The following is a 12,336-nucleotide window of genomic DNA, read 5'->3' on the forward strand; positions in this document are numbered from 1 at the left end:
GCGGGGGAAAACCGGTAATTATTGTGCGTTTTCTTCAGGGTTCTCGCGGATAAAACGTTCAAGGTCGTTGACCATCGTTTCAGGACCGACAAAGAACGGACTGCGCTGGTGAATACTCTGGGGTTTCAGTTCCAGAATACGGGTGGTGCCGTCACTGGCTTTGCCGCCAGCCTGTTCGGCGAGAAAGGCCATCGGATTACATTCATATAATAAACGCAGTTTTCCTGTCGGATAACTTGCGGTACTCGGGTACAGATAAATACCGCCTTTTAACAGGTTACGATGGAAGTCTGCGACCAGAGAGCCAATATAACGTGAAGTATAAGGGCGGCGGGTAGCCGTATCTTCTTCCTGACAGAATTTCAGGTACTTTTTCACCCCCTGCGGGAAGCGTGAATAGTAACCTTCGTTAATCGAGTAAATATTGCCTTGTGCCGGGAAAGTCATCCGTTCCTGACTCAGACAGAACAGGCCCAGTGACGGATCGTAGGTAAAGGCATGTACGCCGTGGCCGGTGGTATAAACCAGCATGGTCGATGAACCATAAACCACATATCCGGCAGCAACCTGAGCGGTACCGGGCTGCATAAAGTCTTCTTCAGTGACCGGCGTCCCTACGGGAGTAATACGATGATAAATTGAGAAAATAGTACCGACAGAGACATTGACATCAATATTTGAGGAACCATCAAGCGGGTCCATCAGCACCACATACTTACCGTTTTCCACACCTTCGAAAATGACAAATTCATCTTCTTCTTCGGAGGCGATGCCCGCCACAATTCCGCGTGCTTTCAGGGCGGCTTTCAGTTTTTCGTTAGCGAACAGGTCAAGCTTCATTTGCTGCTCACCCTGTACGTTCTCGACGCCGCTGGTGCCAAGAATATCGACCAGACCGGCTTTATTGATGTCGCGATGAATAACTTTTGCGCCCAGTTTTATCGCTGAAATCAGCGCTGTCAGTTCGCCTGTGGCATGAGGAAAGTCATGCTGCTTCTCAACAATAAATTCACCCAATGTTTTCATAACAATTATCCGGGATAAGTTAATTAATTAATTTCTTACTTTATGTTAACACCAATGCAAACTTAACTGGCCATAATAACTTAATCAATCATCTTATTTCTTAGTTACCGGCTGTAGCGTTACACTGTACCGCAACTTTTGGGTAATGGATCAGTTTATGCGAATTCACATTCTGGGTATCTGTGGCACCTTTATGGGTGGGCTGGCAATACTTGCGCGATCTCTGGGACACGAAGTGACCGGTTCTGATAGCAACGTATATCCGCCAATGAGTACTCTGCTGGAACAACAGGGAATTGAACTCACTCAGGGCTACGACCCTCAGCAGCTGGATCCGGCACCGGATCTGGTGATCATCGGTAATGCGATGGCCAGGGGGAACCCCTGTGTTGAAGCGGTACTGGAAAAAAATATGCCTTATATGTCCGGTCCGCAATGGCTGCATGATTTTGTGCTGCGCGACCGCTGGGTGCTGGCCGTTGCCGGCACTCATGGTAAAACTACCACTTCGGGGATGGTGGCGTGGATCCTCGACGCCTGTGGCCTGGCGCCGGGGTTTGTTATCGGTGGTGTGCCGGGCAACTTTGATGTCTCTGCCCGGCCCGGTGACAGCCCGTTTTTCGTCATTGAAGCAGATGAATATGACAGTGCCTTCTTTGATAAACGATCTAAATTTGTGCATTACTGCCCGCGGACACTGATCCTCAATAACCTGGAGTTTGATCATGCGGATATTTTTGATGATCTGCGTGCTATTCAGCGCCAGTTCCATCACCTGATCCGTATTGTTCCCGGTCAGGGGAAAATCCTGTGGCCGGAGCAGGATACTAACCTGCGTCAGGTGATTCAGATGGGCTGCTGGAGTGAACAGGAAACTCTGGGAGAACAGGGGCACTGGCAGGCGAAAAAACTGAACGCCGATGCATCCCACTGGGAAGTCTGGTTTGATGGCCAGCCGGTGGCAGAAGTGAACTGGTCACTGGTGGGCGAACATAATATGCATAACGGATTAATGGCGATGGCGGCCGCCCGGCATGTCGGCATTACTCCGCAGGATGCAGCATTAGCCCTGAATGATTTTATCAATGCCCGTCGTCGTCTGGAATGGAAGGGCAATATCAATGGCATGGATATCTATGATGACTTTGCCCATCATCCGACGGCTATCCTGGCCACGTTATCGGCCTTGCGCAGTAAAGTCGGTGGTAATGCACGGATCCTCGCGATACTCGAACCGCGCTCCAATACCATGAAAATGGGGATCAGTAAAAATGAGCTGGCACCGTCACTGGCCAAAGCCGATCAGGTATTCCTGTTCCAGCCGCCGCATATTTCGTGGCAGGTTACGGATGTGGCTGATGCCTGTATCCAGCCTGCACACTGGAGTGCGGATATTGATACGCTGGTGGAAATGATAGCCAGAGAGGCAAAACCCGGTGATACCCTGCTGGTCATGAGTAATGGCGGTTTTGAAGGGATCCATCAGAAGCTCCGCCAGCGACTGGAAAACCGGTAAGCCGCGGCCGGCAGGGCGAAATGTCGCCCTGCCGGAAGCCTTACTCAGCTTCCGCCAGCTCACGCAGATACTGGAAAATCAGTCGTGCAGATTTCGGCGGTTTATTGGCCGCTTTTTCTTTCTGAGCATTACGGATAAAACTGCGTAATTGCTGACGATCGGCTGTCGGATATAAATTAATCACCTCTGTAATCGCATCATCGCCCTGTTCAATCAGCCGGTCACGGATCGCTTCCAGTTTGTGGAACAGTGCTACCTGCTGATTATGGCGGTTCTTCAGTTTATCCAGTGCCTGGCGAACAGGTTCGACGTCACGTGAACGTAATAACTTACCAATCAGTTGTAACTGGCGGCGGCGTGCCTCTTTCCTGATTCGCTGAGCCAGTTCAACTGCATCGCGCAACTGTTCATCCAGCGGGATGCGTTCCAGCTCATTTTTACTCAGGTCAGTCAGTTCTGCACCCAGGCGTTTAAGCTCTTCGGCATCACGTTTAATTTCACTTTTACTGACCCAGATAATCTCTTCATCTTCATCTTGCTGGGGGTCTGGCTCGTGGTCGAGCCACTCATCGGGCTGTCTGGTCATTATAGGGCTCCTGAAAAAGAAGCTAATGCTAACAGGTTACAGGGTGACTGCGAAATTGTTCTCTGACTCTGATAGACTGAATATATTCATACATAACAGCAGACGGCGAATCGATGAAGGTATCAACTCAGGTTGCAGAGCAACGTAAAGTGCTGGAACAGGCAGTTTCTCACGCGCTGGAGCTGGCGAAAACCAGCGCCGACGGCGCAGAGGTCGCAGTAAGTAAAACGACAGGGATCAGTGTCAGTACCCGTTATGGCGACGTGGAAAATGTTGAGTTCAATAGTGATGGTGCGCTGGGAATCACCGTCTATCTGCAGCAGCGTAAAGGCAGTGCTTCTTCGACCGATCTCAGCCCGCAGGCTATCCAGCGTACGGTTCAGGCTGCTGTTGATATTGCCCGTTACACCTCACCGGATCCCTGCGCCGGAGTGGCGGAAAAAGATCTGCTGGCCTGGGATGCTCCGGACCTGGATTTGTTCCATCCTGCGGAGATTGAAGTTGATCGTGCCATTGAACTGGCGGCGGCGGCAGAACAGTCAGCCCTGCAGGCGGATAAGCGGATTATTAATACCGAGGGTGGCAGTTTTAATAGCCATGCCAGTATCCGTGTATTCGGTAACAGCCATGGCTTACTGAACAGTTATTGCAGCAGCCGCCATGGTATTTCGGCCAGTGTGATTGCTGAGCAGGAAGGGCAGATGGAGCGCAATTACGCGTATACCGCGGCCCGCGATTTTGCTGACCTGCGCACGGCACAGTGGGTCGGTGAAGAGTGTGCCCGTCGTACTCTGGCACGGCTGGCCCCGAGAAAACTGTCTACCATGCAGGCTCCGGTTATTTTCGCTGCTGAAGTGGCGACGGGGCTATTTGGTCATCTGGTCGGAGCTATCAGTGGTGGTAATGTTTACCGTAAATCGACCTTCCTGTTGGACTCACTGGGTAAACAGATTTTCCCTGACTGGCTGAATATTGAAGAACGTCCGCATTTGCTGAAAGGCGTAGCTTCTACCCCGTTTGACAGTGAAGGCGTCCGAACCTGCGACCGGACGATTATTAATCATGGTGTTTTACAGGACTGGTTACTGACCAGCTACTCTGCGCGCAAACTGGGTCTGCACAGTACGGGGCATGCCGGCGGCATCCATAACTGGCGTATTGCCGGACAAGGCCACTCATTTGAACAGTTATTACAGCAGATGGGCACCGGGCTGGTGGTCACCGAGTTAATGGGTCAGGGGGTAAGTGCTATCACCGGTGACTACTCTCGTGGTGCCTCCGGTTTCTGGGTCGAAAATGGCCAGATACAGTATCCGGTCAGTGAGATTACTATTGCCGGTAACCTGAAAGATATGTGGCAAAACATGGTCACTGTCGGCGATGACATCGAAACCCGCAGTAATATTCAGTGCGGCTCTGTATTACTGGACGGAATGAAAATCGCCGGTCAGTAACCGGCTGGCAGCAGTCGATACCGGTGATAAAACTAATAATGCCGGTACGCTGATAATCATTAAGGAGTGAGCAATGGGTAAATCTGTGATTGCGGCATTCACTGCCGTGCTGTTTCTTTCCTGCGCTTCGGCCTATGCCCTGCCACTGGAACAGGATATGGATATTCTGGGGGTGGAGCTGGCAACCGTGCAGAGCACTGACAGTGGCCCGGAAATGCATCAGGCCCTGCAAAAAATGCAGGCGGCGGCCGAAGATGCAAAAAAATCGGCGCCCTATACGTTGCAGGGGCAGGCACCTGACAGTGCCGGTATGAAAGATTACCGTGCCGGACTGGATCAGTTAATCACACAGATTGTGGTGGTTGATAAACTTGCGGTGTTGAATAAACTACCGGAAGCCAGAACTGAAGCGAAAAAGCTGGCTGAGATCCGTAATCAGAACCATAAAAAATTTCGCTGACTGCCTGCCCGGACCTATGCAGGGCCCGGGCGGCAGTATTAACCGGATATTTCAGCAGGCAAAGTACGGACCAGCGCCTGCCAGTGTTTCAGGGTCACAGGATCATTCCCATCCCTGAAGCGTGATGACTGTTCACTGACTTTATCAATCGCTTCCTGAGGCGCCAGCAGGATATTCTGCCGGCCGCCGGCCAACGCAGCAATTTGTATATTACAGGCCCGCTCAAGCATATGCAGATTGCGAAACGCCTGCGCTATGTTGCTTCCCGCGGCCAGCAAACCATGATTACGCAGGATCATAACATCACTGTCTGCCAAATCCCGGACCAGCCGTTGTTGTTCATCCATATCAAGGGCAATACCTTCGTAGTCGTGATAAGTGATACGTGAGTAAAAGCCAAGCGCGTGCTGTGATATGGGCAGCAGCCCCTCGCGCTGCGCAGAAACCGCCACACCATCACGGGTATGGGTATGCAGGATTGCTTTCAGATCCGAACGTGCTTCATGAATGGCTGCGTGGATCACATAGCCTGCCTGATTGATCCCAAGCCCGGTCGGATCATCAATAATATTACCGCGGATATCTATTTTAATCAGATTGTGCGGGGTTATTTCCCCGAACAGTAATCCGTAGGGATTAATAAGAAAGTGTTCTTCTTTGCCCGGTACCCTCACCGAAAAATGCGTATAAATATGGTCAGTAAATTTCAGCCGCGCCGCCAGTTGGTAAGCGCGGGACAGATCCAGCCGCACAGCATATTCTTCATCAGACCAGTGGCGGCTATCTGTGGCGGTGTGATGAACCAGGGTGTCTGTAGTCATAATGATTCCTGTATAAAAAATTACCAGTCAGTGCCCTGGCCGAGTAAAGCCAGAATTTCCTGACGTTGTCTGACCAGTAAAGGGGCGTCCCGATGACGGGGAAAAGGTGCCGGATTACGGAATTCGGCAAGAATGCGTGCAGGACGGGGTGAAAAAACCACCACACGGTGGCTAAGCAGTAAAGCTTCTTCGATATCATGGGTAACCAGCACACTGGTATAGCCCTGGTTTTGCCATAAGGTAATTAATTCACTCTGCATACGGATCCGCGTCAGGGAATCAAGTTTACCGAGGGGTTCATCCAGCAGCAGCAAACGGGGCTCATTCAGCAACGCACGGGCTAATGCCGCCCGTTGTGCCATCCCCCCCGATAACTGGGCTGGCCAGGCATCAGCAAACTCCTGCAAACCGATGCGGCTGATCAGCTGATCAGCTTTGGGTTGTTGCCCTTTTAGTCCGCGAGCCCGCGGGCCGAGTAAAACGTTTTGCCGTACCGTCAGCCACGGGTATAGCGTCGGGTCCTGAAATACCAGAATACGGTCAGGGCCAGGGGCGGTTACCGGCTGGTTTCCCGCCAGCAGCTGCCCTTGCTGTAAAGGTTCAAGACCCGCCAGTAAACGCAACAGTGTCGATTTTCCGCAACCGGAAGGGCCGAGCAATGCCACGCTTTCACCCGGGGCAATCTGCAGGCTGACATTATCCAGTACCGGCAGTTGCTTATCTTTCAGAGTAAAGCGGTGGCTGATATTTTGCAGGCTGATACTCAGCCCGCTGAATGTTTCTGTTGCCTGAGCGGTGGTTACCATTTCATGGTTCCTTTTTGCCAGCGGAGTACCCGGTTTCTTACCGCGAATAACAGACTAATCAGCCCGGAACACAGCAGGGCCATCAGTAACAGTGCTGCATACATATTTGAATAGGCAGCCCAGCCCTGTGCCCACTGCAGATAGAAACCGATACCTGACTTAACTCCGACCATTTCGGCAATAATTAGTACCGAAAATGATGCTCCCAGCCCCATAAACAAACCGACAAACACACTCGGCAAAGCGGCAGGGATAGCTACCCGTAAAATCAGAAAACGGGAGTTCCCGCCCAGGGTTCTGGCCACGTCATACCAGGCCTGATCGATCCCGGCAACACCTGACCAGGTGAGCACAGTGACCGGAAACCAGGTCGCCAGTGCGATCAGAAACACGCTGGCATCATGGCTGGTAGGGAACAGAAAAAAGCATAACGGCAACAGGGCAGTGGCCGGCAATGGTCCGAGGATACGCAGTACCGGATGCATCCAGTAGCCAACCCGCGGTGACCAGCCAATCGCCAGCCCGGCAATAAAACCAAACAGCGTGCCCAGCAGCACACCACTCACCAGCAAAGACAGTGAGTGATACAGGCTGTCGAGCAGCCTTGGCCAGTCATCATGAAACACCTGTAACAGTGCCTGGGGAGGCGCGAAAAACGGGACCGGCAGTACCAGCAGCTTTGCCGTTAATAACTGCCAGCCACTGAGTAACAGAGGCAAGGCGATTAGCCAGGCCGCGGCGACTCTGAGCCGGGGCAATGCAGTGACCCAGTGGCGATAAGTGACTGTCAGTAGCAGTAACAACAGGCCAATAGTCACATTAATCTCTGCCCATAGTTGTGAATAAGGCCAGTCTCTGGCACCGTTTGGCCAGTACCGCGTAATAGCGGCCGAAACCAGCCATGCCAGCGCCGCAATTGCGCCTTTATTCCACAGCCGGGGCAGTGTCAGTCCGGCCGGGGCAATCAGATGATCAGGCGAAGACATTTGCATAAATACTCTCCGAAAACTGATGAGGATTAACTGAGGCACTGATAACCTGTACTCTCTGTAAATCAGTGACATAGCGGGTCATTTCGTTGACGAATGCTGCTCCGACAGCATGATGGTCATGGGCCTGACTCATCAGAATTGCTGACACTTCCTGTGGCGAGGTATTCAGTGCATGGGCCATAAATTCGCTACCGACTTTTTGCGGATTCCTGGCGGCAAAACTGTGGGCATCCAGCAGGGCCTGAGTCAGTGCCGCTGCTGCAGGTTTGTGCTTACGGGCCAGCTCCCCGCTAACGCCGATAACACAGCAACTCAGGTTGGCGTACTCTCCGGTCATATTACTGGCCAGCAGATGATATTTCCCCGTATCCAGCATCCGCGTGCTGAAAGGTTCACTGCCACTGATGGCGGCAATTTCACCGTTATCCAGCGCATGGGTCATCAGGTCGGCAGGATAGACCTTCCACTGCACATCCGCGATGGGGTCAACGCCGTGATTTTTGAGTAAAATCGCAAAGAAGTTTTTATCCGGCCCGGCCATATCGGTTACCCCGATAGACTGACCTTTCAGACTGGCAAGAGAGGTATAAGGAGAATTATTTGCCGTCAGCAGGCTCAGGCAGCCGCCATGAGTACCGGCGGTCAGTTTTACATCGAACCCCTGTTCAAGGGCTTTCAGCCAGCGCAGTGCCATTCCGATCCCGGCGTCCGCTTTCCCGGTGGCAATCGCCTGTAACAGCACATCGGTTGAGTTACCAAAATTGACGAATTCGACATCCAGATTGTATTTGCTGAACAGATTTTGTTGCTGTGCCACGGTGACCGGCGCAATACAGATCGCGCTCTGGTTGATCGCCAGTTTTAATTTAAAAGGTTCGGCCAGCCGCAGTGATGAAGTATCTGCAACGCCGCCTTTGGTATTATCGGCGGTTTCGATCATCCCGGCCATGCCTGCCATCGAATGACCGACAGGCTCAGCCGCCCACAGAGAAGATGAAAAACCGCCGAGCAACGGTGTTGCTGCAAGGCCGGAACTGAGGGCCAGAAAACGCCTGCGGGATAATAGGGAAGAACGCATCAGTCAATTCCTTGTTATTGTTCCCGGACCCGGGAAATTAATGTTGTCACCGGAAACCATCTCCGGACAGAGCCGCCGGCCGCACCGGTGAATGTCTGCGGCGAGTCAGGCCGGGGCTGTGTTCAGTCGTTGTTGTCCCGCATATAACCAGGCACTGTCTCGCTGCGGGGTATGTACCCGGCCACAGAGCACATTGCGGTAATGACGCTCCAGTGGATTACTGCGTGTCAGCCCGTAATTCCCTGATAACTGCAGGGCCAGGTCGACCACGCGGATAGCATTATCGGTAATAGTCGCTTTTGCTAAACCGGCCTGCGAATAGCTGAACGCTTCTGCCGCCGCCTGGTTTAACAGTGTGCTGTTAATCAGTAGTAACGATTCAATTTGTCCGGCCTGTTCCTGAACCCGCGGCAGGGAGGCAAGAGGCTTGCCGAGACCTGAAGGGGTCCGTAGCTGAAGCCAGCCGGTCAGCCAGTCGGCAGCGGCCCGGGCAATAGCATCGTAAATGGCGGCCAGCAGTGCCGTATTGGCATTGGCAAATGCGGTCTGAGACGCGGTATCCGTGTGAGTCGTGGCATTCACCGGGGTGACATCGGCCGCATAATTGAGCGGCACAGTGACGTTTTTGAAAATGACTTCATGGCTGCCGGTGCCACGCATACCAATATGGTCCCAGCTGGGAATAATGCTGATACCCGGGGCCGATTTCGGCACCAGCCAGCTGCCGACCAGCGGGACCTGGTCATCACTGCATGCCCAGACGACCAGCCAGTGCAGCCCTTCAATCCCGGTAGTGTAAAGCTTATGGCCATTCAGTACCCAGCCGGTGGCGGTACGCCGTGCGATGGTTTGTGGCAGGCCACCACGGGCCGGTGAACCCATTTCCGGCTCGACCCGCAGACTGTTAATCAAGGCCCCCTCGCTGACCGCGGTTTCGGATACCCTGCGGATCAGCTCTGTCGGCCAGCGGTTTGGCTGGCGTAACCGTAAGTGATGCAAATAATGCATACAGGTGATCAGTGCTGTCGACGGCTCACCTCCGGCAATGGCGCTGATCACCTGTTGCAGCGTGTCGAGGGAAGCGCCACTTCCGCCATAGGATTGTCCGGTCGCCAGTGCCAGTAATTTATGCTGCTGTAACCAGGACAGATTCTGGTGCGGGAAAGCACCTTGCTGATCATATTGTTGCGCCGTTTCTGCCATTCGGTGGCGAATATCGGCGAGTAATGATGCCGGAGGCCAGGGGGCCGCAGACTGTTCTGCCTGTCTCATTGGATGCTCCTTATGGATATCAGGCACGCTGGCGTTCAGCCTGTTCACGGCGGGCGATTTTTTCCCGTGTCAGTGGTAGTAATACTTTCCCGTAATCCAGCGCATCATTCAGAGGATCGAAACCCCGGATCAGGAAATTTCGCACCCCGAGGTCGTAGTAATCGAGTAATGCATCGGCAACCTGTTCTGGCGTACCTACCAGCGCGGTAGAGTTTTGTCCGCCGCCGACCAGCTTTGCGATACCGGTCCACAGACGTTTATCGACAATTTCTCCGAGGGCGGCCGTAGCACGCAGCCGCTGAGCTCCCACACTCTGTGGTTTATTATCCGGTTTCAGCGGCCCGGCGGTCTGCTGACGACGGGTCGCGGTGGCAAGGATTAGTTCAGCTTTCTGCCAGGCCTCCGCTTCTGTATCGGCAATAATCGGGCGGAAAGAGACACTGAACTCTGTTTTCCGACCATGACGGGCTGCTTCGGCAGTCACGCGGTCAATAGTCTCTTTGGTCTGGGCCAGAGATTCTCCCCACAGTGCGTAAACGTCGGCATGTTTACCGGCGACCCGAATCGCGGCATCGGATGACCCGCCAAAAAAGACCGGAATCGGCTGATCTGCAGGGGGACGTATTGCCGAGATCGCCTGCTCAGCCCGGTAAAATGAATTACTGATATTGAAGGGCTGATCATTGCTCCAGATATCACGTACTACGTCGAGGAAAGCTTCACTTCTGGCATAGCGCTGATCATGGTCCAGATAATCACCGTCACGACGCTGCTCTGCATCGCTGCCGCCACTGATAATATGTACTGCCAGACGGTTATCCAGTAACTGATTCAGGGTGGCAAATTTACGTGCTGCGAGGGTAGGGGAGACGAACCCGGGACGATGGGCGAGCAGAAACTTAATTTTTTCTGTTGAGAGCCCGGCCAGTGCTGTGACCAGAAATCCATCGGGCTGGTCGGAAGCATGGGCGACCAGCAGGCGGTCGAAACCTGCGGCTTCATGGGCCCGTGCAATACGAGTAATGTAGTCTTTATCAAATACAGGGCCTGAAGGGGCGATGGTTTCAGATGCCAGACGGTGGCTAATCATGCCGATAAACTGAATGCTCATAGTTATTTCCTGTCACAAAAGGGCCCGCAGATCTGCACAGATCAGCGGTGGTTTTTTATACTCTAGGCCGAATGTTAATATGATCAAAATTCATTTTTAACATTAGTAATTATGCTAAACAGATATGAACCCGAGGCACCGTGCGCTAACGTCGCGGGCTAATTCAGAAAACCGGTAATGGCGTATTCGCTGACGTTAATTTTTTGCGGAAGAATGCCATAGTGATAAAAACGATCTGCGGTGGATTGCAGGTTGCTGAGATCGCCGGGAGTGACATTGCGTGAGTCTGTCGATCCGCGTGAGATAATCAGGCGGGCAGTCGAGAGAGGTAACTGGCTGAGCGCGGCGTAACTGGCGGCATATTGCTGAGGATGACTGACCGCCCAAAGTCTGGCTTTACGTACCCGGCCAGCAAAGTCCTGAATGGCCTGTCGCTTCGCCGGATCAGCCAGTGATGCGGTCGTAGCGGTCAGAAACGAAAATGAGGTTGTCAGGTGGCTGGCATCGGTAATTAACCGGCCCCCGTTTTGCTGAGCGACGGCCAGGTAGGGGTCAAAAACGGCCCAGGCGTTGATCTGGCCACTGTTAAAAGCGGCGCTGGCATCAACCGGCAATACAAACCGGATCCGCGTATCCTGACGCGACAGACCGGCTTTTTCCAGTGCCAGCCAGAGCATATTCTGTGAAATACTGCCGGCCGCTGAGGAAACAACGACCTGCTGACCACGCAGGTCGTTAACCGTTTTTAGCGGGCTGTCGGCAGGCACTACAATGCCGTTACCCCTTCCGGTACTGACTTCGGTTAAAATAATTTTCAGATTCACTCCGCCTGCCAGTGCCTGTAATACCGGTAAATCCCCGGCGTAAGAAGTGTCTGTGGCATCAGCCCGCTGGGCTTCAAACAACGGGGCGGCTCCCTGAAAATTGGCCCAGTGGATCGAGTACGGCAGATCCTGCAATACCCCGGAAGCCTCCATCAGACTGCGTAAAATACGCGCCTGATCACCGACTACCAGAGAGGTTTGTGCAGCAGATACACTGAATACCAGCCCCGGTAAGATCCATAACACCGCTATCCACCGGATAACGCGACGGACCTGTGTACCCGGTAAGGAAAAAGACATAAATAATTCCTGCAACAAATGAAATGTGTTATTACGTTAGCAAAGGTATTTTTATTCCTAAAATTCAATTTTTATCTAAGCTAATATGCA

Annotated in this window: 12 protein-coding genes; 3 read left to right on the plus strand and 9 right to left on the minus strand. The window is 52.9% G+C overall.

Annotated elements, in window-relative coordinates; all coding sequences use genetic code 11:
• Positions 1-18: 18 nt before the first annotated feature.
• Complete coding sequence (gene fbp / locus JK198_RS03035; RefSeq protein WP_212707099.1) at positions 19-1,026, minus strand: class 1 fructose-bisphosphatase; 1,008 nt, start codon at positions 1,024-1,026, stop codon at positions 19-21.
• A gap of 157 nt (positions 1,027-1,183) precedes the next feature.
• On the opposite strand from fbp, the gene mpl reads away from it, so the two are divergent.
• Complete coding sequence (mpl, locus tag JK198_RS03040; RefSeq protein ID WP_212707098.1) at positions 1,184-2,542, plus strand: UDP-N-acetylmuramate:L-alanyl-gamma-D-glutamyl-meso-diaminopimelate ligase; 1,359 nt, start codon at positions 1,184-1,186, stop codon at positions 2,540-2,542.
• A 40-nt stretch (positions 2,543-2,582) separates the two neighbouring features.
• Here the strand turns inward: mpl and yjgA are convergent, their stop codons facing one another.
• Complete coding sequence (gene yjgA / locus JK198_RS03045) at positions 2,583-3,128, minus strand: ribosome biogenesis factor YjgA (protein ID WP_212707097.1); 546 nt, start codon at positions 3,126-3,128, stop codon at positions 2,583-2,585.
• Between the two features lie 113 nt (positions 3,129-3,241).
• Here yjgA and pmbA point away from each other — a divergent pair, with 113 nt between their 5' ends.
• On the plus strand, positions 3,242-4,582 hold the full coding sequence (pmbA, locus tag JK198_RS03050) for a metalloprotease PmbA (RefSeq protein ID WP_212707096.1): 1,341 nt from the start codon (positions 3,242-3,244) through the stop codon (positions 4,580-4,582).
• 73 nt (positions 4,583-4,655) lie between these two features.
• The gene (cybC, locus tag JK198_RS03055; RefSeq protein ID WP_212707095.1) at positions 4,656-5,042 is read left to right on the plus strand and encodes a cytochrome b562; all 387 of its coding nucleotides are present in this window, start codon (positions 4,656-4,658) and stop codon (positions 5,040-5,042) included.
• Between the two features lie 38 nt (positions 5,043-5,080).
• Here the strand turns inward: cybC and JK198_RS03060 are convergent, their stop codons facing one another.
• From JK198_RS03060 to JK198_RS03090, 7 genes are all read right to left on the minus strand, one after another.
• Positions 5,081-5,863 carry a class II aldolase/adducin family protein gene (locus JK198_RS03060; RefSeq protein ID WP_212710175.1) on the minus strand — a complete coding sequence of 261 codons (783 nt, stop codon included), beginning with the start codon at positions 5,861-5,863 and terminating at the stop codon, positions 5,081-5,083.
• A gap of 20 nt (positions 5,864-5,883) precedes the next feature.
• A complete protein-coding gene (locus tag JK198_RS03065; RefSeq protein WP_212707093.1) occupies positions 5,884-6,669 on the minus strand; it encodes an ABC transporter ATP-binding protein in 786 nt (261 codons plus the stop codon).
• The gene (locus JK198_RS03070; protein ID WP_212707092.1) at positions 6,663-7,661 is read right to left on the minus strand and encodes an ABC transporter permease subunit; all 999 of its coding nucleotides are present in this window, start codon (positions 7,659-7,661) and stop codon (positions 6,663-6,665) included. The genes JK198_RS03065 and JK198_RS03070 overlap by 7 nt, the downstream gene beginning before the upstream one ends.
• Complete coding sequence (locus JK198_RS03075) at positions 7,642-8,739, minus strand: ABC transporter substrate-binding protein (protein WP_212707091.1); 1,098 nt, start codon at positions 8,737-8,739, stop codon at positions 7,642-7,644. Before JK198_RS03075 ends, JK198_RS03070 begins: the two co-directional genes overlap by 20 nt.
• A gap of 105 nt (positions 8,740-8,844) precedes the next feature.
• Positions 8,845-10,011, minus strand: a complete 1,167-nt coding sequence (locus tag JK198_RS03080; protein WP_212710177.1) for an acyl-CoA dehydrogenase family protein — start codon at positions 10,009-10,011, stop codon at positions 8,845-8,847.
• A 19-nt stretch (positions 10,012-10,030) separates the two neighbouring features.
• A complete protein-coding gene (locus JK198_RS03085; protein WP_212707089.1) occupies positions 10,031-11,122 on the minus strand; it encodes an LLM class flavin-dependent oxidoreductase in 1,092 nt (363 codons plus the stop codon).
• Positions 11,123-11,280: 158 nt separating this feature from the next.
• Positions 11,281-12,246, minus strand: a complete 966-nt coding sequence (locus tag JK198_RS03090) for an ABC transporter substrate-binding protein (RefSeq protein WP_212707088.1) — start codon at positions 12,244-12,246, stop codon at positions 11,281-11,283.
• Positions 12,247-12,336: the final 90 nt, after the last annotated feature.

This window comes from Tatumella sp. JGM91, from assembly GCF_018257575.1.
In the GTDB taxonomy this organism is placed as follows: domain Bacteria; phylum Pseudomonadota; class Gammaproteobacteria; order Enterobacterales; family Enterobacteriaceae; genus Tatumella; species Tatumella punctata.

Excerpts from the sequence above, each read along its gene's own strand:
- fbp (WP_212707099.1), bottom strand. The coding sequence starts at position 1,026 with ATGAAAACATTGGGTGAATTTATTGTTGAGAAGCAGCATGACTTTCCT.
- mpl (WP_212707098.1), top strand. The coding sequence starts at position 1,184 with ATGCGAATTCACATTCTGGGTATCTGTGGCACCTTTATGGGTGGGCTG.
- yjgA (WP_212707097.1), bottom strand. The coding sequence starts at position 3,128 with ATGACCAGACAGCCCGATGAGTGGCTCGACCACGAGCCAGACCCCCAG.
- pmbA (WP_212707096.1), top strand. The coding sequence starts at position 3,242 with ATGAAGGTATCAACTCAGGTTGCAGAGCAACGTAAAGTGCTGGAACAG.
- cybC (WP_212707095.1), top strand. The coding sequence starts at position 4,656 with ATGGGTAAATCTGTGATTGCGGCATTCACTGCCGTGCTGTTTCTTTCC.
- JK198_RS03060 (WP_212710175.1), bottom strand. The coding sequence starts at position 5,863 with ATGACTACAGACACCCTGGTTCATCACACCGCCACAGATAGCCGCCAC.
- JK198_RS03065 (WP_212707093.1), bottom strand. The coding sequence starts at position 6,669 with ATGGTAACCACCGCTCAGGCAACAGAAACATTCAGCGGGCTGAGTATC.
- JK198_RS03070 (WP_212707092.1), bottom strand. The coding sequence starts at position 7,661 with ATGCAAATGTCTTCGCCTGATCATCTGATTGCCCCGGCCGGACTGACA.
- JK198_RS03075 (WP_212707091.1), bottom strand. The coding sequence starts at position 8,739 with ATGCGTTCTTCCCTATTATCCCGCAGGCGTTTTCTGGCCCTCAGTTCC.
- JK198_RS03080 (WP_212710177.1), bottom strand. The coding sequence starts at position 10,011 with ATGAGACAGGCAGAACAGTCTGCGGCCCCCTGGCCTCCGGCATCATTA.
- JK198_RS03085 (WP_212707089.1), bottom strand. The coding sequence starts at position 11,122 with ATGAGCATTCAGTTTATCGGCATGATTAGCCACCGTCTGGCATCTGAA.
- JK198_RS03090 (WP_212707088.1), bottom strand. The coding sequence starts at position 12,246 with ATGTCTTTTTCCTTACCGGGTACACAGGTCCGTCGCGTTATCCGGTGG.